The following is a 26296-nucleotide window of genomic DNA, read 5'->3' on the forward strand; positions in this document are numbered from 1 at the left end:
AATTTTGGGGGCCCCACTATTTTGGCCGATGTGTGACGGCGGATTGATTAAGGTAGTGCAGAGAGAAGGTGCCACAACCATTACTAGTTCACGTCTGAATAAGCCCGCGGGACGTACCTTGCTACAGAAATCAGTCTGTTGGAACAAGAGCGTAGATATGCGCATCAAGAGGCTGGTCATGAAGGAAGATGCGATTTCTTGCCCGACACTCAAAGGTGGCTCCTGTGGCGATGGCGACGGCTTCGCTGGCGGTGTTGCCAACTCCCATCACGATTTCCAGCCGAAATAGACCTAGCTGCTCAAAACCGAAGTCACGCAGCAGGGCGACTGCCTGACCGGCTATGCCTTGGCCTTGTCGGGATTGCCGCACCCAATAGCCGATATTGCCGTAGCGATGATGAGCTGCCAGCTGGTTGATACCGGCGCCACCCAATAGCTGGCCGGTAGCGGCGCAAAAGAGGCCCATATCATAGGCACGCCCCGCTTCACGATCCTGATCGCAGGTGGCAAACCACCCCAGCGCCTTGTCCCGATTGAATGAGGGAGTGCACCAGCTCATCCATTTGCCGACCCTCTCGATTGATTCGTGCGCCGCGCGGACAAACTCATCGGCATCAGCCGGTTGGAAGGGGCGAATAACGAGATTGGCATTGGCAAGTGGTTGGAATGTCATGGGTTGTCCTGCGTTTTCATTTGGATGAATGGTTAGGCCTTTTCGACGGCAACCCGCTTAAGCCCCATGCCAACACTAGCAGGAGCCGTGAGCGAGAAACCGAATTGTTGATAGAGTCGCTGAGCCTGCCCATCTGCCAGCAAGCTGACATAGCCTGACTCCGGCACTTCGCGGGCAATATAGTCCGCGATCTCCGCCATGATCTTTTTGCCTACACCTTGACCCTGATATTCAGGCAGGACTGCAATATCAACGACTTGATAAAATGTCCCGCCATCTCCGATAACGCGGCCCATGCCGATTGTGGTCTGACCGCAAAATATCTGGACGGCAAACAGCGTATTGGGCAGGCCACGTTCTGCGGCCTCAATAGTCTTCGAGCTAAGTCCCGCTGCTGTTCGAAGATAGCGATAGGTTTCGACGGGCGGCGTTGAGTGGACGACAGTGAAAGCGGGTGTTGGTAAGGTCATTCGGGTAACTCCATGTAGAGCCTGAATTAAGTTCGCATATATCACAATGGTCTGGGGGATTGATGTGTTCTCCCCAAGGTTGTATTGCGATCGGATGGGGAGGCTCTCCTCGACGCCTCCAGATGGACTGCTATAAACCCACCTTCTCCAATTCCGTAATATCGCCGGCGCTGATCAACGGCAAATTCCGGCTGATTTGCTCCACCGGCCAGTTCCACCAGGCGATGGCATTGAGGCGGGCTATGGTGTCATCGTCAAAGCGGTAGCGGATCACCCGGGCTGGGTTGCCGCCGACCACGGCGTAGGCGGGCACGTCGCCGGTGACCACGGAGCGGGCGGCGATAATGGCGCCGTTGCCGACATTCACGCCCGGCATGAGCAGAGCTTCATAGCCAATCCAGACGTCGTTGCCAATCACCGTATCCCCCTTGTAAGGCAGCGTGCCCGGTGCGGGGACGGCGCTCTCCCAGCCATTGCCGAAGATAAAGAAGGGGTAGGTGGAGAAGCCGGAGCTCTGGTGGTTGGCACCGTTCATGATGAACTTGACCCCGCGGGCGATGGCGCAGAACTTGCCGATGATGAGCCGGTCGCCGATGAAGGGGAAGTGATAGAGGACGTTGCGCTCAAAGCCTGCCGAGTCTTCCGGGTCGTCGTAGTAGCTATAGTCGCCCACCTCGATATTGGGCCCCTTGATGGTGTTCTTGATAAAGCACACCTGGGGGAAGCCCTTCATGGGATGGGGATTGGCGGGATCGGGTCCGTGCAAGGTGCTCTCCTTTCGAATCTGTCAGCACACTACCGTAAAGGAAGTTGATGACGGTCTGCCACCTTTTTGTGGTGCAGCACCGGCCGGGTGCGGGTTGGCCAGGCTCTGTCGTCCCGTGTCATCTGGCGTATCGACCCGGGGCGGGTTTGTCTCTAGCATTGAGCAGATGCGGGGCAAGGGCTCCGCCACGGGCTTTTGGCAAGGTCCGTCCTACGGACTTTTGGCGGAGAGAACAAGATGAAGATGCGTCACCTGCTTATGCTGAGCGCCCTGCTGCTGGGCGGCTGTGCGGTCAATCCCTATGGCGGCAACCAGGCCCCGGTCAGTGAACCGGACCAGCCTGTGATTCAGCCAGAAAAACCGGTGACCAAGCCGGATGCCGGGGCGCCCCTGCCCAAGCCGGTGGCCCCAACCGGGCTGGCGCTTTCCATGGCAGATGCCTTCGTGCAGGCCCCCGAGGTGCGGGAGCTGGTGAAGAGCGGCAATGCCGTGCTGTTGCTCACCCCGCCCCGAGACGGCACCAATGACGAGCTCGATACTCGCACCATGGCGGCGGCCATGAGCAAGCGGATCCAGTCCAAGAGCGGTTTTCGCTTCGTTGATCCCGGTCAGGTGGCCGCCATCACGGGGCAGCTCGAGTATCAGCAGGGGGGCATGAACCCGGCATCCCTGGTGCGGCTTGGCCGCCAGACAGGGGCCGGTTACATGCTCTATGGGGATCTGGTGTCTGAGGGGAGTCGCTATCGGCTCACCATGAGCCTGATGGAGCTACGCAGTGGCGAGCTGCTCTGGAACGGCAGCCGCTCCGCCAGCCACTAAACATGTCAAGGAGGGTTGATTGCCATTGCATTCAACCCTCTTGTTACCATGACTGCGACTGTTACTGCCCCATCTTCTTCAGAAAATAGGTGATATGCCCCGGCGGCATATCCGGCAGTTCGCCAAAGACGGTGTAGCCCTGTTTCTGGTAGAAGGGCAGCGCCTGGAAGCTGGTGGTTTCCAGATGAAAGTGGGTGATGCCCTGGTCGCGGGCATATTGCTCCATGGCGCCGAGCAGGCGGGCGCCCCAGCCATCCTGGCGGATGCGCTCGTCGATCCAGAGCCAGTCCACGTGCAGCCAGCCCCACTTGATATCGGCGACTATGCCGCCGAGCACCTTGCCTTGTGCATCCTTGATAAAGCTGGCGATCCGCTCGCGCGGATGTGTGCCCGCCTTGTCCGTGTTGTAGCCAGACAGGCCGATCCGCAGGGCATCGAGCTCCTCATCCTGCGGCGGTAGGGGTGGGGTCAGTCGCATATTGGCTCCAAATAAAGGGCTTCCATCAATAACGGCATTGCGGCCGGCGAATCGGAGATCCTCTCTTTCCCGATTATCCGCTTCGACGATTGGGCAAGCGCCTTGCCATCGGGCATGGCCTCAAATCTCTGGAAAATAGCAGGCGGCGATATCGACGGGCTGATCGGGGCAACCGGGCAGGTAGAATTGCCAGCCGGCGTCGGCGAAGGCTCGCAGCTCATTTTCGACGAATTTCAGGGCCAGGCTCAGGGCCTGCAGGGCATCGACACCATAGATGAAGGTCTTGTCGCTCAGCCCCTCCAGTTTTACCTTGCAGCGCCAGTCGCCACTGGCGGATTTGGGATCCGGCTCCGGCGCCTTGATCGCAATTTTCAGGGTCACTTGCTCGCCTTCGATGCTCACGGCCTCGAACTTGGCGGTCACTATGCTCTTCTTCATCTGGATATCCTTTCTCTGCTTGCCCACAATCCCGTTTCGCCAAGGCGATGAGCATGAAATGGTGAGTCTGGACAGACAGCAAAGACCGACTCAGGAAGGCCAGCCTAATGGAACCCGCCTGGGGAGACAATGGCTGGCTGGTACGCAGTGTGAGCGGGATCGGCTTATCCGATCACAGGATCCACGGGGGCCGGTTCTGACGGGGCGGGTGAGCGGGGCTCGACAGAATAATGAAGGGGGCTGGCGGTATCCATATCCGGCGATGCCGCCTATTGGCGAGCGAGTCAATTAGCCGACATTATGACCCGCTGATTCCGCTGATATTCCCGGCTTGATGGTGTTAATATTATCGGCCTGATTGCTAATTTTATTCATGTTGTTGGACAACGGGCAGAGGTTTTGTCTTATGTTATCAGCCGGGAATGAACTGGTCATATTGAGACCAAAATGATACATCTCATTGTCTTTTGAAACAATTCTATTCAAACAGTCATGAATTATTAACCTTGACCTTTATGGCGATTTCAACGATGGTAGCGTGACATTCCCGTTTCATATTGGCTGTCTTATTGACCGCTGGCGGGTTTGCTTTTTCTACAATCTGGTTGATGTGCACAGACATATCACCCGCCTATTACACGGGCTAATAAAATAACAAAGATGACAGACAAATAAGGTGTATATCGCAATGAGTATTGCTATTGCTGAAAAGAAGAACCCAGCTTCAAAGTTGAAATGGGAGAAAAGTGATTCGGTATGGACCATGGGCTTATATGCCACTGCAGTCGGTGCCGGTACACTCTTTCTCCCTATTACTGTGGGCAGTAATTCCCCGGTTATTTTGCTGTTTATATTATTGATGGCATTCCCACTCTCTTATTATTCCCACCGAGCGCTGAGTCGCCTGGTATTATCCAGCTCCCATCGGGAAGGGGATATTACCCATGTGGTGGAGGAGCACTTCGGTGCCAAGGCGGGCAAGCTGCTGATGCTGGTCTATCTGATGGCCTTCTACCCCATCATTCTGGTCTACAGCATCTCCATCACCAATGCCATCGAGAGCTTCATGGTGCATCAGTTGGGGGGCACAGTGCTGAGCCGTGGTTGGCTGGTGCTGGCGGTGATGCTGGGTCTGCATCTGATCCTGCTGACCGGCAAACAGGTGGTGGTGTCGGCCATCAGCGTGCTGGCGCTGCCGATGGTCGCCTTCCTGCTCGGCATCTCCGTTTATCTGCTGCCCCAGTGGAGCCTCTCCTATTTCACCGAGAGTCAGGCGGTGGAGTGGCGCGATCCCGCCTTCTGGAAATCCCTCTGGCTGATAGTGCCCGTGATGGTTTTCTCGTTCAGCCATGCCCCCATCATCTCCTCCTTTACTGCCGCCCAGAAGAAGCGCTGCCATGTGAGCGCCGACGTGCGCAGCAAGCGCATCATCAAGTGCAGCAGTCTGCTGATCTGCGGCAGCGTGCTGTTTTTTGTCATCAGCTGCGTGATGAGCCTGAGTCAGGCGGAAATGGCGCTGGCCCGCACCGACAATATTTCCGTGCTGTCGGCGCTGGCGAACAAGTTTTCCAATCCGCTGATCGCCTATGTGGGTCCGCTCATCGCCATTCTGGCCATGTCCAAATCCTTCCTCGGCACCTCCATGGGGGTGAGCGAGGGAACTGTGAGCATGGTGAGCGGCGCCTGTCAGGGGCTGGGGCTCTCCCTCAGGGAGGTCACCATAGCCCGGGTCTCATCCGTCATCCTGTTTGTCGTGACCGGGATCATCACCTATCTGAACCCCAATGTGCTGGACATCATAGAGAAGGTGAGCGGACCCCTGATCGCAGTGATCCTGTTCCTGCTGCCGGCCTACTCCATCTATCGCCTGCCGGCGCTCGCGCGCTATCGCGGGCCCAGCACACTGTTCGTGATGGTGGTGGGGCTGCTCGCCATCTCGGCCCTCATCTACGATCTGCTCTGACGAGCGAGAGACGGCGCAAAACAACAGGGGCGACCATTTGGTCGCCCCTTTTTCATGCCTGCGCCGTCAGCTCAGCAGGGTCGAGACGCTCTGCCCCGCCATCAGCAGGCCTATGGCCAGCGCGCTGAACCAGACCAGGGTCGCACTGACCAGCAGGTAGCCGCTGGCGACGAACAGGCCATCCCGCTGCAGCATGCCGATGGCCAGCAGCAAGATGGCCCAGGCGGGCATGGCATTGGTGAAGGGAATGGCCCCGAGCGGCAGCATCAGCAGCAGAGCCGCCAGCATGAGCAGCAGGCCGTTGCAGCGGTTGATGGTGCCGCTGCCGGTCAGCAGCAGGAGGCGCGGGCGAATGAAGCGATCGATGCGGGCCAGCAGGTCGGCGCCCTTGTGCAGGGTCGGCTTGAGCTGATCGGCGGCGAAGCGGCGCTCCATCAGGATGGCGGGCAGCCAGGGCACCCGGTTGAGGGTGATGCCGATGCCGATAAACAGGATCAGCAGGCCAAACGGGGTACTGACGCCCGGGATGGAAACAGGCAGCAGGAAGGGCACAGTGAGCAGCACGCAAAACAGCAGCATGCCCTGCTCACCCACCAGGGCCAGCATCTGGCGTAGGCTGATATGGCTCTCCTCGATGGCGTGGGCGGTCGCCCGCAGGGTATCGGAGAGCTTGTGTTGTGGGTCTTTGAGTTGCGCGGCAACCATTCCCGTATGTCCTTCTGGTGAGTTGAACCGGCTCACCATGAGCCGGTTGCGCGCCAGCATACGTGGCAGAGGTTAATCCCTGATGAATAACGGCGGCGGCGATGAGTGGCGTGGTGGCGGGATATGGTCAGCGGCAGCTGAGTGTGATCCTCCCGGCGAAAATGGGCTGATACAGGCCTGGTTTAGGATGGGGGTCAGGGGGCTCTGATATGCTTGGTGGGCACTGGTGCACAAGCAGAGGAACTGTGATGAAACGAGCAGGGATCATGATGATGGGGCTCTTGCTGCCGCTGGGGCAGGCCTGGAGCGCCGACGGCGAGGCAGGACTTGGCTGGCAGGTGACGCCGTTTTTTGGCTACAGCTCGTCCATCGACTTCGAGGCGAACGATGACCCGCAACCCGCGCCTGTCTCCACCAAGCTGGAGTCATTGCAGGGGGATAGTTCCGGCAGCTGGGGCCTGTTCATCAGCAAGGAGGTGGATGACCCCGGCATGATAGAGCTGCTCTACAGCCACCAATCCACCCGCCTCTCCCCGGATCAGTCGGAGCGGCTGACGGTGGATACCCTGCACTTCGCCGGAGCCCTCACCCTGTCGGACAACCTGATGGCTCCCTACATAGGCGCCGGCATAGGGGCGACGCGCTTCGCCGCCTACGACAGCGAGGTGGCCCCTTCCATGTCGCTGGCACTCGGAGTGCAGCCGCGCCTGACCGAGCATCTGGCGCTGCGGGCCGAGGTACGCGGCTACGGCACCCTGGTCAACGACAACAGCCAGTTCCTCTGCAACCCGGATGACTGCGTGTTCAAGGTGCGCGGCGAGCTGGTGACCCAGTGGCAGGCCAATATCGGCCTGACCCTGAGGTTTTGATACCAGCCCTGTGACGTGCCATCTCAGGCAATGCCGCGGGTGATCCGGCTAAGGGACTCGTTGACGTCGAACAGCTTGTGTTGCACCGCGCTGGCGCCCATGGCGAGCACCCGCTGCTCGTGCATTTTCGCGTAGGCGAGGGCGCTCGGTTCAGATCTTGGAGGTAAAGCCAGGCTCCCGGCTGATGGACTCGGCCAGCGGCACGGCGCTGCTGCCCCTGCTCCAGCAGATGCACGAGTGACCTCTTGGTGCGGGCCTGGGATGGCCCGGCGAGCGAGCCACACTCAGCCGCCATCGAACGGCGTTAGTCTTGCGCCGACCAGACCATCACCCACTCGGCGCAGCCGGTGTGGGGATCCTGCTGTTCATCCTCGATCTGAAAGCCCTGAGATAGATAGAAGTCGCAGCTGGCCAGGTTCTGCCGGTACACCTGCAGGCGCAGCGCTGGCCGTTGCCGTTTGGCGTGGGCCAGCAGGGCCTTGCCATAGCCGCGTCCCTGCTGCGCTGGGGTAACAAAGATGGCGGCCAGGGTCTCTTCATACAGGGAATAAAACCCCAGCGCAGTGCCATCTTGCCAGAGCACATAAGAGTCGGCGGCGGGCAGGTAGGTCTCCCGCATCGGCGCCAGGTTGGCGTGCCAGTAGGCCGGGTCGATGAAGTGGTGGGCCTGCAGGGAGGCTTCCAGCCAGATGGTGAGGACGGCCTCGGTGTCGGCCGGGGTGAAGGGGAGGATCTGCATAGGTGTCTCGTCTGGATTCGTCACAAGAAGGGCATGGTAACAGCGCCAGCCTGGCCGTCACCCGGCGGCTGGCCAAAGTGGCGCCCCCATAACAAAAAAGGCGACCTGCGGGTCGCCTGTTGCCGCTTAACCGGCGTAGGGGAGGGAGGAGTGGTGCAGCACTATGCGCACCTTGCCGTCGTCCCCCTTCTTGAAGCCCCAGGTCTTGTCGACCGTGGTCTCCTTGTTGTCCCTGTCTATCAGGTGAACCTTGCCCATGGTGAGGGCCATGTCGCCGTTGATATAGACGGCGGCGTTGTCGTAGTTGTAACTTTTCCAGTTCTTGAGAGCGAAGCCGGTGTCGGCGGGATAGGCCTGATTGTTGCCGACGAAGTAGGCCAGCGCCCCTTCCTGATTGAGGCGGAAGGTCTGTTCGCCCCCGGCCAGAGTGGGCTTGAACAGGACCGGGCCGTTGTTGTAGCCGTAGGCGCCGTCGAGCACGGCAGTGGCCGTCGTTTTGGCCTTCTCGATACCACCGCTGCGGTAGTCATCGCTGATCTGGATCAGGGCCTTGCCCCAGGCATCCTGCGCGGCCTTGATTTCGGCCTCTGTGATGTTGTTGTTGGCGATCTCGGCGGCGCTGAGAGAACCGCTGGCGGTGAGCAGAACGAGAACAATGCCGGATTTCTTGGTGAACAGCGTTTTGGTGAACAACGTCATGGGATGATGACTCCTGGGTTCGCGTTTAAGGAGACCCGGAGTTTATCTATCCGTGATGAATAAAAATTGAACCAGCCGTTCAGTCGCGAGTGGGGAGGGATAGGCATTGCTCCCGTCTCCTCTTCCTCCGTCTCACATCTCTCTCGTCAGCGGGCGCGCAGCAAGCTGCGGTTGGCCGGTGTTGCCGCCAGCAGCCGGTAGGCGAGCAGGGAGAGGGCGAACAAGGCCGGTACCTTCAGCAATTCCCACCAGAGCAACTGCCCCTGCGGGCCAAAGATCATCAGCCACACCACCAGCATCATGTGCAGGCAGTAGAGACCCAGCACCTTGGGAGCCTGGCGTTCCAGCCAGCTGCCTTGGCCCCAGCCCGGGTTGGCCAGCAGCAGGCCGAACAGGCCCAGGCCGAACAGGCCCAGGCCCCAGAGCAGCGAGCCGAGCAGGAAGTCGTGGCGACTGAGGGGCACCGAGGCCCAGTGCAGCAGGCCCCGGGCCTCCAGGGAGTAGAGTGCCATCCCCACGATCAGCAGCAGGGCGCTGCGCCGGGCATCTGGCTGCCAGGCGCGAAAGCGCAGCTCGGTGCCCAGCGCCACGAACAGCAGCGAGAAGAAGGGGCCGTTGCGGGTCAGCAGGGCCCACTCGCCCCCCAGAAGCGGCTGGCCATAGGAGCCGCCGAGCAGGGCCAGCAGGTAGAGCAGCACGCCGAGCACCAGCGCCAGCCGGGGCAGCCCAATTCGATGACACAGTGCCTGCAGCAAGACGGCCAGCATCAGGGCCGGCAGGAACCAGAGATGGATCATGCCACCCACCCACCAGGCGTTGAGCGGATCCCCCAGCTGCATCTGCCACTGGCTCGCCATGGCCGGCAGATAGCCATCGTTCAGTGCCGCCTGCGGGTTGAAGGGGATCAGCAGATAGAGCAGGCTCCACACCAGCCAGAGCCCCAGCAGGGGGCGACAGTAGCGCAGCGCCACCGCCATGGGGTTGCCTGCGGCGAGGGCGGGTTGCAGAAAGTAGCCGGCGCACAGGAAGAAGAGTGGCACCGCGAAACGGCACAGCTGGTTGATGACGCCCCCCAGCCAGAAGTAGAGGGTGCCGTCCCACAGGGCGGGATCGAACGGATTGCTGAAGGGGGAGAGGTGAATGGTCATCACGGCCATGATGGCCACTACTCGCCCGCACTCTATGCTGGAGATGCGCATGATACCTCTTGGCGCCAGGAATTCTGGCCGCACCCTAACAGCCGCAAGCGGCCCCCATCCAGTCATGGCACCGACAAGTGTGACCCCCATCGGCACCCGCTTACCTTTTGTTACCTCGGGTGCGGCCTGGGTTACCGCCCGTGGGCGCAGGATCCCGTTTTGGTGTCGGTAAACGCGCTAGAGCAGGGCAATCAGCACAGTGGCGACGGCGCCTGTCAGCAGCAGGGCTATGCCCCTGCCGGCCGGGCCGTGCAGTTTGTTCCACATCAGCAAACTGGTGAGAGCCAGCAGCAACATGGCCAGCGCCGCCAGATCGCCAAACAGCTGCCAGGAGAGGCCTGTACCCATGCCGCGATGCAGCCGGTTCAGGCTGGCGGCAAAGTTGGCTTGCTGCCGCTCGGTGCGCACCAGCAGGGTGCCCGCCACATAGCTGGCGGCCACGCTCTGGCTGAGGGTGACGCCGCGCATCTCCCAGCGGGCCGGCAGTGTGAGGGGACCCGCCGGGGTGGGCAAGGTTTGCGCCGGGGTGATCATGGCGCGGCCTTCCTCGAAACTGTCCGGATAGTGCCGTTGCAATAGGGTTTTCAGCTCGTCCGGGCTGGCCAGCGGCGCGGTCAGGGCTATCTCCTCACTCGACTTGTCGGTGTGGGGGCCGGGAATGGGCAACACGGCCCTGTGTTGCAGCCACAGGCCGGTGATGCCGTAGAGCAGCATCAGGGTGAGGGTGGCAAAGCCGGCCCAGGCGTGGATGCGGCGCACCCACTTGTTGTTGTGAAGGGGGAGTCTTCTGCGTTTCATTGGTTGCGCTTCATAAAAATCTGGCCAGCGAGGGCTGGCCAGAGAGATCAGGGAAGAGGGTGGGATCAGAAGCGGTAGGCGGCGCTCAGATTCAGCTGACGGGGCGTGCCCGGCATGATCTGGGAGGCGCTGGTGGCGCTGACGAAGTAGTTGTGATCGGTCAGGTTCTCCACGCTCAACTGGGTTTCCCACTGTTGCCAGCGGTAGCCGGCGCGGGCATCGAAACGGGCATAGCCGGGCAGTGTGGTGGTGTTGGCGTTGTCGGCGAAGCGATCGCCCACCGCCGTGACCCCGGTCTCGCCGAACCAGCCCTGCGTGCCGCTCTGGTAGCCGGCGAACAGCTGGCCGTTCTGGCGGGAGACGTTCATCGGCCGCTTGCCCTGCAGATCCGCATCCGCCTTGACCTGCTCGGCATCCTGAATGGCGATGCCGCCGCGCAGGTAGAGCTCGTCGGTCAGCTGGGCGCGGGCGCTCAGCTCTATGCCCTCGGTGCGCTGCAGGCCGGTGAGGATCACCTTGGTGGGATCCAGCGGATCCTTGCTGCGCTTGTTGTACATCTCCAGCCGGTAGACGGAGAGGGTGGTCGCCAGCCTGCCATCCATCCAGTCGCTCTTCACGCCGCCCTCATACAGCCGGGTGTGCTGGGGATCCAGACTGTTGTTCTTGTCACCTGGAGTGATGCCGATCAGCTCCCCGCCCACCGGGGTGAAGGTCTTGCTGTAGGAGGTGTAGAAGGCGTGCTTCTCAAGCGGATTCCACACCAGCCCCAGCCGCGGGCTCAGGCTGGTGACCGAGACGGTCTCTTCTTTGTTGAGGTCGTTGCGGCGGCTGGTGACGGTGAAGTCGTCGCGGCGCAGGCCGCCCAGCAGATGCCAGTCGCCCAGGCTGAGCTGATCCTGCAGATAGAGGCCGTAGCCGCGCACCTTGTGGTTGGCGTCACTGGAGAGCTTCATGGCGCCATCATAGGTGGGCAGTGAGCCCGGATCATAAAGGTTGCCGGCCGGGATAGGGCTGGCGTTCTGGTAGAGCTTGGGGGTGCGCTCCTGCCAGTTCTGCTCGAAGCCGACCAGCAGGCGGTGCTCGATGGGGCCCGTCTGCAACTGGCCTTCGGCCTCCGTGTTGCTGATCAGGCTGTTGGCCTTGAGATCCTGCTGCCAGCGGGAGCGGGTCACCTGATCCCCTTTGACGCTGGTGACATAGGTGTTGTCGAACTGGCTGTCGAGGCTGGTGTAGCCCAGCTGCTGGCGCAGTTGCCACTGATCGTTGATGTCCCAGCTGAGGCGGGAGCGGGTGGACTGCGCCACGTCGTCGATAAAGTCGCGGCGGGTGTCGCTGTAGACATATTCCTTCGGCACGTCGGCCGGGCGGCCATTGACGCCGGGGATGCCGCGATCCGGGGTGCGGTCGTGCTCGTTGCGCTCGTATTGCACCAGCCAGTTCAGCCTGTCGCTGATCTCCCAGTTGACGGAGGGGGCCAGCAGGGTGCGCTTGCTGGTCACGCCGTCGCGGAAACTGTCCTTGTCTTCCTGAGCCAGGTTGAGGCGCAGCTGCACCCGTTCACTCGCCTCGCCGTTGAGGTCGGCGGCCAGCCGCCGGTTGTCGAAGCTGCCGACCAGGGCGCTGACGCTGGACTCCTGCCCCTTCTGCGGCTTCTTGCTGACCCGGTTGATGATGCCACCCGTGCTGCCACGGCCGTAGAGCACGGCGGCCGGGCCCTTGAGCACCTCGACCCTTTCTATGTTGCCAAGGTCGCGGGTGTACTGCATGTCATCGCGAAAACCGTCGAGATAGAAGTCGTTGCTGGCGCTGAAGCCGCGGATGTTGACGCCATCGAAGCGGGTGTCGCCGCTGGCGTTGACGCCCGGGATGCCGGTCAGGGCCTCGCTCAGGGTGGGCTGGCCGAAGGCGGTCAGTTCGCTGGCCTTGACGCTGTCGATGGCCTGCGGCACCAGTTTGGCCGGGGTGTTGGTGCGGGTCGCGGTGGCGACCTCTTCATGCTGGCTGCGTTTGCCGACGACCGTCATGGTCTCGTCTTCGGCGCGGGCGCCGGCGCTCAGGGCCAGCAGAGCCACGCCCAGCAGGGCGCGTGGGTGATTCGGTGTGTACATATTGCGAGTTGACTCTTGAGGAAGCGACCTGATGGCCTGAACTTATTGATTTATTTATAATTATTGGTTTCTCTCCTGTGAGAGGATGCTAATGATATTGATTTTCATTAGCTCTGCAACATAAAGATGTGATGAGCATTGGCAAGGGGATCGGATGGAACGCAGCGGCCGGCAGGGTCGTGCCACTGGGTGCCAGGGGCGGTTTGGGGCCCATGGGGGAGGCCGCGTGGTCACCGGCTCTGGGTGCCCTGTTTGCCGGTGGATGTCAGCTGCTTGCCCAGCACCAGCCGAGGGGCCGGATCCGTCTGCAGCGGAATGTCTTGCAACGGCGTGCCCAGCAGGTTGCGGTGGATGATGTTGGCCGCCATCCGGCCGAGGGCCTGATAATTGCTGATGGTACCGACGGTACAGCCGTGCTCGACAAACAGCTCGGCGCTGCAGATGGTGGGGATGCCTGCCTCGTTGAGGGCGGCCAGCAGCTCGGGGGCGATGGAGAGCAGATAGCTGTCGGCGGCGAGGAAGACGATGCGCTGGCGGGCATCCTGTTGCAGGCGTTTGAGCTCGCTGGCCAGTCGCCGCTTGTCAGGCGCTATGCGCCAGGTGGTGAGATCCCATTGATAGCGCTTGGCTTCGCGCAGCAGCAGTTCACCGGTCAGCAGAGTGTTCTGCTCGCGGGGGTTGAAGGGTAGCAGCAACCCCTTGTCGGTGGGCAGGTGCTGGCGGGCGTTGGCGAGCTGGAGCGCCATCGGCACCATGTTGCTGGTGCCGGCCACCATCCGGTTTTTCGCCTTGTCATCTGACAGGAAACCGGCCCCTACGGGATCGGACACAATACTGAAAATCAACGGCTTGCGATTGCCCACCAGGCTCTTGACCATGGCCGTGGCCGTGGTCCCGAAGCTGTAGATGTAGTCGTAGCGGGCGAGGGAGGGCAGCAGCTGCTGGCGCAGCAGGGGGGCGAGGACGGTTCTGTCCTGGTTGGCATTGAAGGTGACGAAGGTGGGTTGATGGCCTAGCCGGATCAATTCGGCGCGAAAGCCGCGCTCGGCATCCGTTTCGCCGCGCCACAGCACCATGGCGATGGTCAGCGCCTGGGCGGGAAGAGCGAGCAGCAGGCAGCAGCAGATGAGCAGGCGTAACGGCATGATGATCTCCTCTTCGTGGTTCTGTTGAGCCTAGATCATGAGCCGGACGGCGGCTGGCCTGCTCCTCCTCACGGGCCAACAAAAAAACGCGCCGGCATAAGCCGGCGCGCTCTGTTTCTGGCTGAGAGCCGAGATTAAAAGTCGTAACGGGCCGCCAGCTGGAAGTCATCCTTGACGTTGAGCTTGCCGCTCTCCTTGCTGTCCAGGTTGTTGATGCGGTAATCGCCGATGACGCGCAAGTTCTTGTTGAACTTGTACTGGGCGCCCAGGGTGTAGTAGTCGATGGAGTCGTAATCGCTCTTGCCGTCCTGCTCCACCTTCTGCTTGTTCCACAGCGCCATCAGGCCGAAGCCGTTCTCGAAGTTGTAACCGAGCGCCCCTTCCCAGCCCGTGTGATCCTTGCCGGTAGCCAGGAAGTCGGTACCGTCGGCATAGCTCAGGGCAGCATAGACGGCCTTGTTGTCGTACTTGGCGGAGAGCAGCCACAACTTGGCATCCTCTTCCCCGTTCTTGTCGCGGATACCCACGTTGTAGGCGGTACCCAATGCCAGGTTGAACGGGAAGGTGTAGGCCACGGCGGCGCCGTAGGCAGCATCGCTGTCCTTGCTGGTGGTCTCTTCGGTGTCACCGCCATCGAACTTGTAGCTGGTGTCTACCTGGAAGCCGTTGAACAGACCCGAGTATTTCAGCACTGAACCGGCGCGGTTGGTGGCGAAGGTGTCAGTCTTGGCGCCGAGGGCGTCGTTGCCGTAGCCATCGGAGAGGGAGACATCAGTCCAGTCGGCCAGGAAGCCGGGGGCCCCTTTCTGGCGACCGAAGGTGATGTTGCCCCAGTCGGCACCGACACCGGCGAACGCCAGACGGGTGCGCAGGTTGTCGGAGTTCTCGCTGATGGTCTTCTCGCTGTCGTTGATGTACATCTGCACTTCGTACTGGGCCAGCGCCTTCAGTTTGCTGTTGATCTGGCTATCCACCTTGGCGCCGAAGCGGACAAACTGGTTGGCACCCTGCTTGTCGCTGTACTCCTGAGTGCCGTTCGGATGGGTAGTGTCGACCCCTTCCTTCTTGTCACCGAAGAACTGGCCGGCATAGATGCGGCCGTACAGATCCAGGGTGGTGGTGTCATTTTTGTAAACTTCAACGGCTTGCGCCTGGAAGGCCGCGGTGAGAGCCAGTGCCACTACAGTCAGCTTTTTCATCTTAATCCCTTGTGTTGCAAGCTTTTGTTTTAAAGACGGGGCCATGCTAGGTGAGGGGGATGACAGCGGGGTGACACTCAAGTGACGTGTCAGTGGCGATTTGATGTCAGTTTGGTGAAGGGCCGTGATTTGTGTGGCGATCCGCCACTTTTGCGCGCAAAGGTTTGCCCTTGTGATAGAATGCCGCCCGTTTTCGAGCTCCAAAGGTTGGATATGCGATGAGACGTGAACTGGCAATCGAGTTTTCCCGAGTGACGGAAGCGGCTGCACTGGCTGGCTACAAGTGGCTCGGACGTGGTGACAAGAATATCGCCGATGGGGCAGCCGTAGCGGCCATGCGCCATATCCTTAATCAGATCCAGATCGATGGTGAGATTGTGATCGGCGAAGGTGAAATTGACGAAGCCCCCATGCTCTACATAGGCGAGAAGGTGGGCACGGGTCTGGGCGATGCCGTGGATATCGCGGTCGATCCGATCGAAGGTACTCGCATGACCGCCATGGGCCAGGCCAACGCCTTGGCCGTGCTGGCCGTCGGCGACAAGGGCTCCTTCCTCAAGGCGCCCGACATGTACATGGAAAAACTGATCGTGGGTCCCAAGGCCAAGGGTGCCATCGACCTGGATCAGGCCCTCGAGCTGAACCTCAAGGCCGTGGCCAAGGCGCTGGGCAAGCCGCTCTCCCGCCTGACCGTGATCACCCTGGCCAAGCCGCGTCACGACAAGGCTATCAAGGAGATGCAGGGACTGGGCGTGCGGGTGTTTGCCATTCCCGATGGCGACGTGGCGGCCTCCATCCTCACCTGTCTGCCGGACAGCGAAGTCGACATGCTGTATGGCATCGGCGGCGCGCCGGAAGGGGTGATCTCGGCGGCGGTGATCCGTGCGCTGGATGGTGACATGCAGGCTCGCCTGATGCCCCGTCACAAGGTCAAGGGCGACAGCCCGGAAGTGCGTGCGTTGGGCGAACAGGAAATTGCCCGCTGCGAGGCGCTCGGCATAGACGTGAACAAGGTGCTTAAGCTGGAAGACCTGGCCAAGAATGACAACGTCATCTTCTCGGCCACCGGCATCACCAAGGGTGATCTGCTGGATGGCATCACCAGCGATGGCGTCATGGCGACCACGGAAACCCTGCTGATCCGTGGCAAGTCACGCACCATTCGTCGCATCAAGTCGATTCACTTCCTGGATCGCAAAGACAGCGTGGTGCGCGACATCATTCTGTGATGCGCTGACGCTGCTGTTGAAAAAGCCCGACGGCTGTTGCCGTCGGGCTTTTTGTTGTCTGCGGGCTGAGACTACACCCTGACTGGCCACTATTTCACGGGCGCGGGGGATAAGGCTAAGGGGAATCGCGGCCCTTTGATAGACTGGTTCGCCACGCACAGGAAAGCGTTACATGGAATGTCGTCAAGGTTGTGGAGCCTGTTGCATTGCCCCCAGTATCAGCAGTGCCATTCCGGGCATGCCCGCCGGCAAACCGGCCGGAGTGCCCTGCATCCAGCTCGATGTGCGGCTGGGCTGCAAGATCTTCGACCAGCCGGATCGCCCTCTGGTGTGCAGCGGTTTTAGACCCATGCCGGATGTGTGCGGCTATCACAGGGAGGAGGCAATCTGGCTCATAGGTGAGCTGGAGCGGCTGACGGCATAAGCTGGCTGCGGCGTAACATCAGAGCAGAACAGATAAAAGAGAGGCCGCAATTGCGGCCTCTCTTGTTGGTGCTTTTGGCGCAGGGGCCAGGATTAGACATCGGCCAGTTGCAGGGCCTGCCGATAGTACTCGTTGGCCTTGTTGGTGAGCCTGCGTTTGTCCATTACCTGGCCGAGGGCGTGGTAGACGGCGGCACTCGGTGCCTTCGCCACCGCCTGCTCCAGCAGTCGCTGGGCTTCGTCCAGCTGGCCGGCCAGCAGATAGGTCTGGGCCAGTGCGGCGTCGACACCCGGCTGATCCTGGATCTTCTGCAACAGGGTCAGCATGGGCTGGTAGTTGTCGAGCTTGAGCCTGGGCAGGCGGGCCAGCAACTGGGGGGAAACCTGCTTGCGCAGCGCATCCAGCCAGAGTTCGGCGGCTTCGTTGTCGGCGCCGAGCTGGCGCAGCCGATCGCCATAGCAGGCCAGCAGATCCGGATCCTGGCGCAGCTTGCGCGGCAGATCCTGCCAGACAGGGCGCAGGGTATCGAGGGCGCCGCTGGCGGCTTTGAGCCGGCCACGCCAGGCCTGATGCAGCAGATCCTCTTCCTGTTTGGGGGTCAGCTTGCCCACCTTGTGCAGGGCGGGGATGAGATCGATGAGGGCTGCCCAGTCCTCGCGCGCCAGGTGTACCTGACGCAGTTGATCCAGCACCATGGGGTGACGTGGATTGAGGGCATAGACGGATTCCAGCATGGCCAGCGCCGTGTCGTACTGGCCCTGCTCTATCTGCAGCTGGGTCTGGGTCAGGGTCAGCGCCAGTTCGGCCTTGGGGTTCTCCTCCTGCGCTTTTTGCAGGTATTGATCCCGGCGCACGTCATCGCCACGGGCCTGGGCGGCCTTGGCGGCGCTCAGGTAGTTGAGCAGCGGTGTGTCGCTGTTGCTGGCGCCCTTGAGCATCAGCTTCTCGGCCTGGCTGTAGTGACCTTCGGCCATGGCCAGGGTGGCGGCCACGGTCTGCTGGTTGGCCTTGCGGCGTCGACGTGAGCCGTACCAGCCCAGCGTCTTGCGACGCAGTCCGAACACCCGGCCCAGCACCCACTCGACAATGAGCAGGGCGCCATAGAAGAGCACGGCCAGGATCACGGCGCTGGTGACCGAGGACTCCACCGTGTAGTTACCCAGGGCGATCAGCACATACCCCTTGTTGCCGGAGGCTTGCGGGCCGAATATCAGCCCCGCCACCATCACGGCCACCAGAACAATCAGACGAATCATGGTGCCCTCCTCAGTTGCTGGCCAGAATGCGTTGCAGGCGCTCGGTCAGCACCTCTTCCAGCATGGCTTGGGTCTTGAAGCGATCCGGATAGTCGAACTGGATCTGCTCACCCTTGAGCTTGTCCAGTTCGGACTGCATGTAGTGGGTCGCGCTGTTGTCGGTATCGAAATACTGGGTCAGCCAGCGCTGTGCCTTCTCCAGACTGTCGTCATACAGGGCCTGCTGCTCGCGGTAGACGGCGAGCTGGGCTTGCAGCAGCTTGGTCTTGAGGTTCTCGCGCAGGAAGATCTCCTGTTGTGGGGAGAGCAGAGCTTCCACGGCGCCATCGCGGCGACGTATGGTGATGAAGTTCTCGGTGAACTTGACCCAGTTCTTCTTCAGGTTGCTTTCCCACTCGTCCGGGTTGGTGCTGACGGCCTGATCCGGTTCGATTTTCGCTTCCGGCATGCTGACGGTGGAGAGTGGCAGCAGCTCGATCTGATCGGAGAGGGCGGCCAGCTTCAGGGTCAGCCCTTCGCGATCGACTCTGGGCATCCCCTTGAGCTGGGCTATGTCTGCCGCCAGCGCCTTGCGAATGGGCATCAGGCTGGGGTCGTTGAGCGCCTTGATGCGCTCGTCGGCATTGCCGAGCAAGGTGATGGCGGAGATGAGGTCATGCTCCAGCCACAGCTTGCGGCCCGCCATGCGCACCAGATATTCGGATTCGGCCAGCATCCAGTCGTTGGGGCGCTTGTCGTTGAGATCCAGCACCCGGTTCTGCAGGCCCTTGAGCTCGTCTTGCAGCAGTTGCTGCTGCTTGCCGAAGGCGGCCAGCTGTTCACTCTCCTTGCTGTTGCTCTGATCCAGTTTGCTCATGGCCTCGGCCAACTGCAGCTTGAGCTGATTCAGTTCCCCCTGCTGGGCCACCGCACTCTTGTGGCCGTGCAGGTAGAGACCGCCGGTCAGGCCGAGGGCCAGCAATATGGCCACGCCGCCCAGCAGGGCGCCGGAACGGCTCTTGCCGCCGTTGACCACGGCGGTCGGCTGGGGCTTGACCTGGGTTTCTTGTTGTTCAGTCATTCCATCTTCCTCAGTTCCAGAGCGGCCGTCAGGGCCTGGTTGGATGCACCTTGGGCAATCGTGATTCGGGTAAAGCCCGCCGCCTCGGCCATCTCGGCCACGCGGGGGCTGGGCACCACCAACAGGCGGTCATAAAGCCAGGGGTGCTGCTGGCCGGGAACCAGTTCCAGCAACCGCTGCAACAATTCGCCACTGGTGATGAGCAGGCTGTCGAGCCCGGCAGTCTGCCAGTGGCGAGTCAATGCGTCCCCGTCTAATTCGGGGTAGTGGCGCTCATAGGCCGCACAATAGTGCACCAGAGCACCGCGTGAGGCCAGCGTCCGGGCGATGAGATCCCGACCGCCATTGCCGCGCAGGATCAGCACCCGCTTGCCGCTCACCTGTTGCAGGGTGGGCAGGGCCAGCAGCCCTTCGCTGCGCGGATCGTCCGGGCAGCTCGCCGCTATGCCTGCGTCGGCGAAGGCGTCTGCGCTGGCCTGACCGACCGCAAAGTAGTCAATATGTGGCCAGGTCTGACCAGTTTGCAACAGAAAATGATGAGTAAAATGAACTGCATGCATGCTGACGGCTATGACGATGTCAGCCTGGGGCAGCAGTTCGGGCAGGCGAGAGAGTTCGCTGCCCGCCACGGTTTCCAGCAGCGGACAGCAGAGCGGTGCGTGACCGTGCCGGCGCAACAGCTGCACCAGCTCAGCGGCCTGAGCGGCCGGGCGCACCACCAGCGGGACCATCAGGCAGCGCTCAATGGTTGTGGCCATGATCCGGCACGACCCGCACTCATGCCCGGTAGACCTCGGCCAGGATGATGTCGGCACCGGCCGCCAGCAGGCGCTGGGCCAGGGTGTGGCCCAGCGCCTCGCCGTCGGCCAGCGGGCCGCGGATCTCGTCGCGGACCACCTGACTGCCATCCGGACTGCCCACCAGGCCGCGCAACCAGACCTCATCCCCCTGCACCAGGGCATAGGCACCGATAGGCACCTGACAGCCCCCTTGCAGGGCGCGGTTCATGGCGCGCTCGGTCAGCACCCGGATCCGGGTCTCGGCGTGCTCCAGCGGTGCCAGCAGGGCATGCAGCTCGTGATCGTCGAGGCGGCATTCGATGCCGACCGCCCCCTGGCCGTTGGCGGGCAGGCTCTGCTCCGGCTCGATGAAGGCGGTGATGCGGTGTGCCATCTCCAGCCGTTTCAGGCCGGCGGCAGCGAGTATGATGGCGTCGTATTCACCGGCATCCAGCTTGGCGAGACGGGTATTGACGTTGCCGCGCAGGTCGCGGATCACCAGATCCGGGCGGGCGGCGCGCAACTGGCACTGACGGCGCAGGCTGGAGGTGCCGACCACGGCACCCTGCGGCAGTGCTTCTATCTGGCTGAAACGGTTGGACACGAAGGCATCGCGCGGATCTTCGCGCTCGCAGATGGTGTGCAGGCCCAGTCCCTCGGGGAACTCCACCGGCACATCTTTCATGGAGTGAACGGCGATGTCGGCGCGCCCCTCCAGCATGGCGGTCTCCAGCTCCTTGACGAACAACCCCTTGCCGCCCACCTTGGCGAGAGGGGTATCCAGGATCTTGTCACCCTGAGTGCTCATGGGTACCAGCTTGACCTGCAACTCTGGGTACAGGGCTTCCAGCCGGTCTTTGACGAAGTTGGCCTGCCACAGGGCCAATGGGCTCTTGCGAGTGGCAATTTTCAGGGTTCGGGCTGCCATATCAATCAGTTGTTTCATCTTTAGAAGGAAAACGATCTTACCACCCTTTGCAGGGGCTTTCATGGCGCAGCCAGCAAAAGCGGGGCCAAGCTCAAAAAGGGGGGCTGAAAATGATTTTCATTAAGTTGAATTAATTTATTAATTCATTGAATCTATTAATTTTTATTGCTTTCCATTGATACTGTTCAGCTGCCAGTCATAAATAATCCGGTGATTCAGTGCGGGCTTGTTTACCACCGCAGTTTGCATTGTTAACATGATCACACTTTTTTGACGTCTCCCCGTTTTGGTGCGTCATTTCTTACCTCGGTATAGGCAGGGCATTGCTGGTAAAACTCGATACGCTGGTGGCGCGCTACGACGAACTCAATCGTCTCAAGACGCAACGGGCGTTAGGTCTCATGAGTCGCTATGGGCAGCAGGTCTTCCAACTGCTGCCTGTCATGCTGCACTTCAATCATCCCCTGTTGCCCGGTTATGTAGCAGGTGATGTGCCACACGGCATCTGGAGTTTTACCGCCAACGAGGCCCAGCAGGCCTTCATCCAGGATCTGTGCCAGAACGCCAACTGCCAGAACGGCCTCGCTACCCATGACAAGTCGATCCAGGGGCTCTACTCCATGGGCAGCACTTCGTCCATCGGTCAGTGCTGCCACTCGGATCTCGACATCTGGGTCTGCCACGTGGCTGGTTTGTCGCAGGAGCGGCTCGAGCTGCTGGATCTCAAGTGCCAGCAACTCTCCAAGTGGGCCGAGCAGCGCGGCGTCGATCTCAACTTCTTCCTGATCCCCGAGGACAAGTTCCGCCAGCGCAACGATGCCCAGATGCAGGGGGAGAGCTGCGGCAGCGCCCAGCACCTGCTGCTGCTCGACGAGTTCTACCGCAGCGCCATGCTGATCGCCGGCAAGCGCCTGCTCTGGTATCTGGTGCCTGCCGAGTATGACGATCGCTACGACGAGTACGTGAACGGCCTGTTTGCCCACGGCAAACTGAGCCAGGACGACTGGCTCGATCTCGGCGGCTTCAACCGCATTCCCGCCGAGGAGTATTTTGGCTCCGCCTTGTGGCAGCTCTATAAGGGCATCGACTCCCCTTACAAAGCCGTACTCAAGTCGGTGCTGATGGAGGCTTACTCCCACGAGTATCCCAACACCCGCCTGCTGTCTGTCACCAGCCGCGACTGGTTCCAGCACAACGAGGGCATGCACTACCGGCTCGACAACTACTGCCTGATGCTGGACAAGGTGACCAACTACCTCAAGTCCATCGGCGACATGCAGCGGCTGGATCTGGTGCGACGCTGCTTCTATCTGAAAGTGTGTGACGGCCTCAGCCATCCGAAGGAGGATCACTCCCCGGCCTGGCGCCGCGAGCAGATGACCCAGTTGGTGGCCTACTGGGGCTGGAGCCCGGAGCGGCTGCATCATCTGGATCACCGCCAGGAGTGGAAGGTCGAGGACGTCAAGGTGGCCCACGCCGAGCTGCTGGAAGCCCTGATGCAGAGCTATCGCAACTTGATCCAGTTTGCCCGGCGCAACAACATCAGCGAGTCCATCAACCCGGAAGATATCGGCATACTGTCGCGCAAGCTCTATGCCGCCTTCGAGAGCCTGCCGGGCAAGGTGCAGCGCATCAACCTGACCATAGCGCCGGATTTGAGCGAACCGGATCTCAGCCTGGTGCAGGTGCCCCACGGCCGGCTGAATCGCGCCGGCTGGTATCTCTACAAGCACTCCCTCGAACCGGCGGACATCATAGGCCGGGCACCGCTAGAATATAACGGCTACATCAGCAAGCTGGTCTCCTGGGCCTACTTCAACGGCCTGCTGACGCCCCAGTCCCGGGTGCACCTGTTCAATCAGGGCTCGGATCTGCACATAGACAACCTGCACCAGTTCTGTCGTGACCTGTCCGGCACCTTCCCGGTCAAGTATCCCCGCGCCACCAACCTGGCCCTCAGCCGTCCGTGCGAGATCCGTCAGCTCTCCATCTTCCTCAACCTGGAGACGGATCCGACCAGCCACTGGGTGGGTCAGGTGATCGAATTCGACGCCAATGCCGCCGATGTGTTCTCGTTCGGCCGCAATCTGGAGTGTCTGGTGGGATCCGTGGACCTGGTCTATCGCAACTCCTGGAGCGAGATCCGCACCCTGCACTTCCAGGGGGATGAAGCGGTAGTCGATGCCCTCACCACCATACTCGGCAAGATGCACCAGGATGCCGCTGCCCCCGAGATGATAGAGGTGTTCTGCTACAGCCAGCATTTCCGCTCTCTGGTGCGGACCCGTTTCCAGCAGCTGGTGGCCGAGTGCATCGAGCTGCGCCTCGCCCGTGACAAGCAGCAGCTGGTCAAGACGCTGGCGCTGGGGAAAGAGAAGTACGGCATCTTCTTCGAGCGCCGTGGGGTGTCGGTCAAGAAGCTGGAAAACGCCATCGACTTCTACCGTCACATCTCCCACAACAAGCTGGATCACCTGCCGCTGCGGCTCGACAAGACCCACAGCCAGCACCTGCCCGGTATCGTAGACTCCTACGCCAGCGAAGGGCTGGTGCAGTTCTTCTTCGATACCCGGGATGCGGGGACCAACATCTATATCCTGGACGAGGCGAACCGGGTGGAGATCTACCAGCATTTCGCCGGCAACAAGGATGAGCTGGTGCAGGGGGTGAACCGTTTCTACACCTCCAGCCACGAGCGTTTCAGCGATGCGGGCCAGTTCAGCAACTTCAACCTGCCCCAGTACTACGAGATAGTGCAGGTCAACGGCGAGCTGGAGGTGATCCCCTACCGCAGCCAGGGGCCGCTGCGTGATGGCGCAGGCCAGACCCGCGAACTGGGCTCGGCGACGGGGTAGCGCCAGGGGCCGGGTATGGGGTGGCCGACAAGGCCCTCTTGCTGACGCGGATCCTCGAACTTGCCAAATAAAAACGGCCTGCAGATGCAGGCCGTTTGGCTATCCGGAGCTGGCTCAGTCCGCGAGGCGGGCCAGCAGCCAGCTGCGAATGTCGTCAAGCTGGGGGCGACAGATCTCATGGCGCATTGGGTACTCGTGCCATTCGAGCGTCAGCCCTGCCGCTTCCAGCCTGTTCTTGGCGTCCCAGCCCATGGAGAGGCTCACCACGTCGTCATAGATGCCGTGCATGTAGCAGATGGGCAGGTTGCGAGCGGCCTCGTTCATCTCCGCCAGCAGGGCGTCGGGCGCCGCCAGATAGGTGGACATGCAGAGCAGCCCGGCCAGCCGTGCCGGATGGCGCAGGGCGGTGAAGGAGGCGATGACGCCGCCCTGGGAAAAACCGGCCAGCAGGATGCGCTCGGGAGCAAAACCTTCGGCCACCAGCTGCTCCAGCAGGGCGGCGATGCGATCGGCGGATTCACGCACATGGGACTCCACGGCACGGTCCGCCGGATCGTCGAAGCTCTTGATGTCGTACCAGCCGCGCATCTTGTAGCCCATGTTGATGGTGATGGGCCGCTCCGGCGCATCGGGCAGCAGATGGCGCACCGGCAGGTCGGCAGGCAAGTCCAGCGCATCCACCAGCGGTGCCAGACCCGCGCCGGAATCCCCCAGCCCGTGCAGCCAGATCACGGCGTGGCGGGCGTCCTGCGGATGTAGGTCGATCATGGGAATACCACAGCCTCACCGGCCTGGGTGGTACAGGCCTTGGTCAGCAGGGCCTTGAGTTCATGGCCGAAGCGGTTGTCGATCCAGGTTTCCCCTTGCAGCTCGAAGTGGAAACCGTTCTCGCGGGTGGCGACCCAGATCTGGTGCAGGGGTTCCTGCTTGTTGATGATGACCTTGGTCTTGTTCTCGAACGACAGGGTCAAGACCCCGCCGGCGCGTTCACAATCAATATCCGGATATCCTGCATCGACGGTGTCTTCCACATATTGGAAAAAGGCGTCGGTCAGGGCGTGATACTCGTGATCCTTCATCGGTTTATCCTGTTGCTTTTAACAATGTGAGTGCGATTATAGAGGGCCAAAAATTTTTTCGCAGCGAACCATTATGATTACCCAGCTTACCAAGTGTCTGCTTGCCACTCTTCTGTCTCTTGGTTTGGCCGCGTGTGGCCTGACGGGGCCGCTTTACATGCCGCCCCCCGAGCAGCCCCAGACCCAGAGTACACCGCAAGCACAGACGCCTGCGACCGCCGAAGCCGCCCCAGAGGCCGCGCCGCAATAATTCAGGAAGGAACCGCCCCTTGGATCACTTTAACTACGACGCCGACGGCCAGCTTCAGGCCGAACACACCTCGCTGCAATACCTTGCCGAGCAGTACGGCACTCCGCTGTACGTATACTCCCGCGCTACCCTTGAACGCCACTGGCATGCCTTCGATCAGGCCGCAGGCGATATTCCCCATCTGATCTGCTATGCGGTCAAGGCCAACTCCAACCTGGCGCTGCTCAACCTGCTTGCCCGCCTGGGATCGGGGTTTGACATCGTCTCTGGCGGCGAGCTGTCGCGGGTACTGGCGGCGGGCGGCGATCCGGCCAAGGTGGTCTTCTCCGGCGTGGCCAAGAGCGAGGCCGAGATGCGCCTCGCGCTGGATAAAGAGATCCTCTGTTTCAACCTGGAGTCGGAAGCCGAACTGGAGCGTCTGAACCGGGTGGCGGGCAGCATGGGCAAGAAGGCCAGGGTCTCGGTGCGGGTCAACCCCGACATCGATGCCGGGACTCATCCCTACATCTCCACCGGCCTCAAGCAGAACAAATTCGGCATTCCCATCGAGCAGGCGCCCGCCATCTATCGCAAGGCGGCGGCCATGGCCAACATAGAGATCAAGGGGGTGGATTGCCATATCGGCTCCCAGCTCACTGAATTGACGCCCTTTATGGAGGCGGCCGACAAGCTGCTGCGGCTGATCGACGAGCTGGCGGCGGAAGACATTCATATCCATCACCTGGACGTGGGCGGCGGGCTCGGGGTCAACTATGGCGCCGAGCAGCCACCGCACCCCACTGAATATGCCGAGGCGCTCAAGCAGAAGCTGGCGGGCCGGGATCTGACCCTGCTGTTCGAACCGGGCCGTGCCATCGTCGCCAACGCCGGCGTGCTGCTGACCCGGGTGGAGTACCTGAAGCCGGGTGAAACCCGCAACTTCGCCCTGATCGATGCCGGCATGAACGATCTGCTGCGTCCCTCTCTCTACGGCGCCTGGATGAACATCATAGAGGTGGACAGCCGCACGGCCCATGAGCCGGCGCTGTACGACGTGGTCGGCCCCGTGTGCGAGACGGGTGATTTCCTCGGCAAGGAGCGTACTTTGGCCATAGGCGAGGGGTCCCTGCTGGCGGTTCGCTCCGCCGGTGCCTATGGCTTTACCATGTCATCCAACTACAACACCCGTCCACGCGCGGCCGAGGTGTTGGTGGATGGCACGCAATCCTTCCTCATCAGAGAGCGCGAGCAGTTGGCCGATCTCTGGCGCGGTGAGCATCTACTGCCCTGAAAACAGGAAGGCACCACGGCGATGGGATGGTCCAGACGCGTCTCTGTGTGCGTTGAACGCGCGAGCAGTTGACCGATCGCCGGTGTCGCGAGCATTTA

27 protein-coding genes and 1 pseudogene are annotated in these 26296 nt (G+C 61.4%); 8 read left to right on the forward strand and 20 right to left on the reverse strand.

What is annotated here, in order from left to right:
* Nucleotides 1-130: 130 nt before the first annotated feature.
* The 3 genes from BN1128_RS11180 to BN1128_RS11190 form a co-directional block, all read right to left on the reverse strand.
* Nucleotides 131-673 carry a GNAT family N-acetyltransferase gene (locus BN1128_RS11180; RefSeq protein ID WP_042868694.1) on the reverse strand — a complete coding sequence of 181 codons (543 nt, stop codon included), beginning with the start codon at nucleotides 671-673 and terminating at the stop codon, nucleotides 131-133.
* A gap of 32 nt (nucleotides 674-705) precedes the next feature.
* Nucleotides 706-1143 (reverse strand): GNAT family N-acetyltransferase, encoded by a 438-nt coding sequence (locus tag BN1128_RS11185; RefSeq protein WP_042868696.1) that lies wholly within the window; start codon nucleotides 1141-1143, stop codon nucleotides 706-708.
* Between the two features lie 130 nt (nucleotides 1144-1273).
* Complete coding sequence (locus BN1128_RS11190; RefSeq protein ID WP_042868698.1) at nucleotides 1274-1909, reverse strand: Vat family streptogramin A O-acetyltransferase; 636 nt, start codon at nucleotides 1907-1909, stop codon at nucleotides 1274-1276.
* A gap of 237 nt (nucleotides 1910-2146) precedes the next feature.
* On the opposite strand from BN1128_RS11190, the gene BN1128_RS11195 reads away from it, so the two are divergent.
* Nucleotides 2147-2728, forward strand: coding sequence for a hypothetical protein (locus tag BN1128_RS11195; RefSeq protein WP_042868700.1), 582 nt, complete (start codon nucleotides 2147-2149; stop codon nucleotides 2726-2728).
* Between the two features lie 61 nt (nucleotides 2729-2789).
* Here BN1128_RS11195 and BN1128_RS11200 read toward each other — a convergent pair whose 3' ends face one another.
* Together BN1128_RS11200 and BN1128_RS11205 are read right to left on the reverse strand one after the other, a co-directional pair.
* Complete coding sequence (locus tag BN1128_RS11200) at nucleotides 2790-3206, reverse strand: GNAT family N-acetyltransferase (protein ID WP_042868702.1); 417 nt, start codon at nucleotides 3204-3206, stop codon at nucleotides 2790-2792.
* 120 nt (nucleotides 3207-3326) lie between these two features.
* Nucleotides 3327-3644, reverse strand: a complete 318-nt coding sequence (locus BN1128_RS11205) for a DUF6968 family protein (protein WP_042868704.1) — start codon at nucleotides 3642-3644, stop codon at nucleotides 3327-3329.
* A 946-nt stretch (nucleotides 3645-4590) separates the two neighbouring features.
* Between BN1128_RS11205 and BN1128_RS11210 the strand changes: the two genes are divergently transcribed.
* Nucleotides 4591-5607, forward strand: coding sequence for an amino acid permease (locus tag BN1128_RS11210; protein WP_244464581.1), 1017 nt, complete (start codon nucleotides 4591-4593; stop codon nucleotides 5605-5607).
* A 66-nt stretch (nucleotides 5608-5673) separates the two neighbouring features.
* On the opposite strand, the gene BN1128_RS11215 is transcribed toward BN1128_RS11210, so the two are convergent.
* Nucleotides 5674-6312 carry an exopolysaccharide biosynthesis protein gene (locus tag BN1128_RS11215; RefSeq protein ID WP_042868709.1) on the reverse strand — a complete coding sequence of 213 codons (639 nt, stop codon included), beginning with the start codon at nucleotides 6310-6312 and terminating at the stop codon, nucleotides 5674-5676.
* Nucleotides 6313-6560: 248 nt separating this feature from the next.
* Between BN1128_RS11215 and BN1128_RS11220 the strand changes: the two genes are divergently transcribed.
* Nucleotides 6561-7181 carry an outer membrane beta-barrel protein gene (locus BN1128_RS11220; protein WP_042868711.1) on the forward strand — a complete coding sequence of 207 codons (621 nt, stop codon included), beginning with the start codon at nucleotides 6561-6563 and terminating at the stop codon, nucleotides 7179-7181.
* A 23-nt stretch (nucleotides 7182-7204) separates the two neighbouring features.
* Here BN1128_RS11220 and BN1128_RS26510 read toward each other — a convergent pair.
* From BN1128_RS26510 to BN1128_RS11260, 8 genes and pseudogenes are all read right to left on the reverse strand, one after another.
* A pseudogene (locus tag BN1128_RS26510) lies at nucleotides 7205-7412 on the reverse strand (YdhR family protein).
* Nucleotides 7413-7485: 73 nt separating this feature from the next.
* Nucleotides 7486-7920 (reverse strand): N-acetyltransferase, encoded by a 435-nt coding sequence (locus BN1128_RS11230; protein WP_042868713.1) that lies wholly within the window; start codon nucleotides 7918-7920, stop codon nucleotides 7486-7488.
* 126 nt (nucleotides 7921-8046) lie between these two features.
* On the reverse strand, nucleotides 8047-8619 hold the full coding sequence (locus BN1128_RS11235; RefSeq protein WP_042868715.1) for a hypothetical protein: 573 nt from the start codon (nucleotides 8617-8619) through the stop codon (nucleotides 8047-8049).
* A gap of 146 nt (nucleotides 8620-8765) precedes the next feature.
* Complete coding sequence (locus BN1128_RS11240; RefSeq protein ID WP_042868718.1) at nucleotides 8766-9818, reverse strand: acyltransferase; 1053 nt, start codon at nucleotides 9816-9818, stop codon at nucleotides 8766-8768.
* Between the two features lie 177 nt (nucleotides 9819-9995).
* The gene (locus BN1128_RS11245) at nucleotides 9996-10616 is read right to left on the reverse strand and encodes a PepSY-associated TM helix domain-containing protein (protein WP_042868720.1); all 621 of its coding nucleotides are present in this window, start codon (nucleotides 10614-10616) and stop codon (nucleotides 9996-9998) included.
* 65 nt (nucleotides 10617-10681) lie between these two features.
* Complete coding sequence (locus tag BN1128_RS11250; RefSeq protein ID WP_042868722.1) at nucleotides 10682-12724, reverse strand: TonB-dependent receptor; 2043 nt, start codon at nucleotides 12722-12724, stop codon at nucleotides 10682-10684.
* A 230-nt stretch (nucleotides 12725-12954) separates the two neighbouring features.
* Nucleotides 12955-13869: an ABC transporter substrate-binding protein gene (locus BN1128_RS11255; RefSeq protein WP_042868724.1), complete on the reverse strand. Its 915-nt coding sequence runs from the start codon at nucleotides 13867-13869 to the stop codon at nucleotides 12955-12957.
* Nucleotides 13870-14003: 134 nt separating this feature from the next.
* Nucleotides 14004-15068 carry a porin gene (locus tag BN1128_RS11260; protein ID WP_042868726.1) on the reverse strand — a complete coding sequence of 355 codons (1065 nt, stop codon included), beginning with the start codon at nucleotides 15066-15068 and terminating at the stop codon, nucleotides 14004-14006.
* Between the two features lie 218 nt (nucleotides 15069-15286).
* On the opposite strand from BN1128_RS11260, the gene glpX reads away from it, so the two are divergent.
* Together glpX and BN1128_RS11270 are read left to right on the forward strand one after the other, a co-directional pair.
* A complete protein-coding gene (glpX, locus tag BN1128_RS11265) occupies nucleotides 15287-16297 on the forward strand; it encodes a class II fructose-bisphosphatase (protein ID WP_042868728.1) in 1011 nt (336 codons plus the stop codon).
* Between the two features lie 172 nt (nucleotides 16298-16469).
* Nucleotides 16470-16721 carry a YkgJ family cysteine cluster protein gene (locus tag BN1128_RS11270; protein WP_042868730.1) on the forward strand — a complete coding sequence of 84 codons (252 nt, stop codon included), beginning with the start codon at nucleotides 16470-16472 and terminating at the stop codon, nucleotides 16719-16721.
* Between the two features lie 92 nt (nucleotides 16722-16813).
* Here BN1128_RS11270 and BN1128_RS11275 read toward each other — a convergent pair whose 3' ends face one another.
* From BN1128_RS11275 to hemC, 4 genes are read right to left on the reverse strand one after another with little or no spacing between them, the layout of a single operon-like run.
* On the reverse strand, nucleotides 16814-17977 hold the full coding sequence (locus BN1128_RS11275) for a heme biosynthesis HemY N-terminal domain-containing protein (protein WP_042868732.1): 1164 nt from the start codon (nucleotides 17975-17977) through the stop codon (nucleotides 16814-16816).
* A 10-nt stretch (nucleotides 17978-17987) separates the two neighbouring features.
* Nucleotides 17988-19037: a uroporphyrinogen-III C-methyltransferase gene (locus tag BN1128_RS11280; protein ID WP_042868734.1), complete on the reverse strand. Its 1050-nt coding sequence runs from the start codon at nucleotides 19035-19037 to the stop codon at nucleotides 17988-17990.
* A complete protein-coding gene (locus tag BN1128_RS11285; protein ID WP_042869344.1) occupies nucleotides 19034-19768 on the reverse strand; it encodes a uroporphyrinogen-III synthase in 735 nt (244 codons plus the stop codon). Before BN1128_RS11285 ends, BN1128_RS11280 begins: the two co-directional genes overlap by 4 nt.
* Nucleotides 19769-19814: 46 nt before the next feature.
* Nucleotides 19815-20744: a hydroxymethylbilane synthase gene (gene hemC, locus BN1128_RS11290; RefSeq protein WP_156140214.1), complete on the reverse strand. Its 930-nt coding sequence runs from the start codon at nucleotides 20742-20744 to the stop codon at nucleotides 19815-19817.
* Nucleotides 20745-21067: 323 nt separating this feature from the next.
* Between hemC and BN1128_RS11295 the strand changes: the two genes are divergently transcribed.
* Nucleotides 21068-23599, forward strand: a complete 2532-nt coding sequence (locus BN1128_RS11295; RefSeq protein WP_042868739.1) for a class I adenylate cyclase — start codon at nucleotides 21068-21070, stop codon at nucleotides 23597-23599.
* Nucleotides 23600-23713: 114 nt separating this feature from the next.
* On the opposite strand, the gene BN1128_RS11300 is transcribed toward BN1128_RS11295, so the two are convergent.
* Together BN1128_RS11300 and cyaY are read right to left on the reverse strand one after the other, a co-directional pair.
* A complete protein-coding gene (locus BN1128_RS11300; RefSeq protein ID WP_042868741.1) occupies nucleotides 23714-24367 on the reverse strand; it encodes an alpha/beta hydrolase in 654 nt (217 codons plus the stop codon).
* A complete protein-coding gene (gene cyaY / locus BN1128_RS11305; RefSeq protein ID WP_042868743.1) occupies nucleotides 24364-24678 on the reverse strand; it encodes an iron donor protein CyaY in 315 nt (104 codons plus the stop codon). Before cyaY ends, BN1128_RS11300 begins: the two co-directional genes overlap by 4 nt.
* Nucleotides 24679-24751: 73 nt before the next feature.
* Between cyaY and lptM the strand changes: the two genes are divergently transcribed.
* The gene (gene lptM, locus BN1128_RS25375) at nucleotides 24752-24928 is read left to right on the forward strand and encodes an LPS translocon maturation chaperone LptM (protein ID WP_017408874.1); all 177 of its coding nucleotides are present in this window, start codon (nucleotides 24752-24754) and stop codon (nucleotides 24926-24928) included.
* Between the two features lie 19 nt (nucleotides 24929-24947).
* The gene (gene lysA / locus BN1128_RS11310; protein ID WP_042868745.1) at nucleotides 24948-26198 is read left to right on the forward strand and encodes a diaminopimelate decarboxylase; all 1251 of its coding nucleotides are present in this window, start codon (nucleotides 24948-24950) and stop codon (nucleotides 26196-26198) included.
* Nucleotides 26199-26296: the final 98 nt, after the last annotated feature.

It is taken from the genome of Aeromonas piscicola (assembly GCF_000820005.1).
Lineage (GTDB): Bacteria > Pseudomonadota > Gammaproteobacteria > Enterobacterales > Aeromonadaceae > Aeromonas > Aeromonas piscicola.

Coding starts and splice junctions, on each gene's coding strand:
- BN1128_RS11180 (WP_042868694.1), bottom strand. CDS start 673: ATGACATTCCAACCACTTGCCAATGCCAATCTCGTTATTCGCCCCTTC.
- BN1128_RS11185 (WP_042868696.1), bottom strand. CDS start 1,143: ATGACCTTACCAACACCCGCTTTCACTGTCGTCCACTCAACGCCGCCC.
- BN1128_RS11195 (WP_042868700.1), top strand. CDS start 2,147: ATGAAGATGCGTCACCTGCTTATGCTGAGCGCCCTGCTGCTGGGCGGC.
- BN1128_RS11200 (WP_042868702.1), bottom strand. CDS start 3,206: ATGCGACTGACCCCACCCCTACCGCCGCAGGATGAGGAGCTCGATGCC.
- BN1128_RS11205 (WP_042868704.1), bottom strand. CDS start 3,644: ATGAAGAAGAGCATAGTGACCGCCAAGTTCGAGGCCGTGAGCATCGAA.
- BN1128_RS11215 (WP_042868709.1), bottom strand. CDS start 6,312: ATGGTTGCCGCGCAACTCAAAGACCCACAACACAAGCTCTCCGATACC.
- BN1128_RS11220 (WP_042868711.1), top strand. CDS start 6,561: ATGAAACGAGCAGGGATCATGATGATGGGGCTCTTGCTGCCGCTGGGG.
- BN1128_RS11230 (WP_042868713.1), bottom strand. CDS start 7,920: ATGCAGATCCTCCCCTTCACCCCGGCCGACACCGAGGCCGTCCTCACC.
- BN1128_RS11235 (WP_042868715.1), bottom strand. CDS start 8,619: ATGACGTTGTTCACCAAAACGCTGTTCACCAAGAAATCCGGCATTGTT.
- BN1128_RS11240 (WP_042868718.1), bottom strand. CDS start 9,818: ATGCGCATCTCCAGCATAGAGTGCGGGCGAGTAGTGGCCATCATGGCC.
- BN1128_RS11245 (WP_042868720.1), bottom strand. CDS start 10,616: ATGAAACGCAGAAGACTCCCCCTTCACAACAACAAGTGGGTGCGCCGC.
- BN1128_RS11250 (WP_042868722.1), bottom strand. CDS start 12,724: ATGTACACACCGAATCACCCACGCGCCCTGCTGGGCGTGGCTCTGCTG.
- BN1128_RS11255 (WP_042868724.1), bottom strand. CDS start 13,869: ATGCCGTTACGCCTGCTCATCTGCTGCTGCCTGCTGCTCGCTCTTCCC.
- BN1128_RS11260 (WP_042868726.1), bottom strand. CDS start 15,068: ATGAAAAAGCTGACTGTAGTGGCACTGGCTCTCACCGCGGCCTTCCAG.
- glpX (WP_042868728.1), top strand. CDS start 15,287: ATGAGACGTGAACTGGCAATCGAGTTTTCCCGAGTGACGGAAGCGGCT.
- BN1128_RS11270 (WP_042868730.1), top strand. CDS start 16,470: ATGGAATGTCGTCAAGGTTGTGGAGCCTGTTGCATTGCCCCCAGTATC.
- BN1128_RS11275 (WP_042868732.1), bottom strand. CDS start 17,977: ATGATTCGTCTGATTGTTCTGGTGGCCGTGATGGTGGCGGGGCTGATA.
- BN1128_RS11280 (WP_042868734.1), bottom strand. CDS start 19,037: ATGACTGAACAACAAGAAACCCAGGTCAAGCCCCAGCCGACCGCCGTG.
- BN1128_RS11285 (WP_042869344.1), bottom strand. CDS start 19,768: ATGGTCCCGCTGGTGGTGCGCCCGGCCGCTCAGGCCGCTGAGCTGGTG.
- hemC (WP_156140214.1), bottom strand. CDS start 20,744: ATGGCAGCCCGAACCCTGAAAATTGCCACTCGCAAGAGCCCATTGGCC.
- BN1128_RS11300 (WP_042868741.1), bottom strand. CDS start 24,367: ATGATCGACCTACATCCGCAGGACGCCCGCCACGCCGTGATCTGGCTG.
- cyaY (WP_042868743.1), bottom strand. CDS start 24,678: ATGAAGGATCACGAGTATCACGCCCTGACCGACGCCTTTTTCCAATAT.
- lptM (WP_017408874.1), top strand. CDS start 24,752: ATGATTACCCAGCTTACCAAGTGTCTGCTTGCCACTCTTCTGTCTCTT.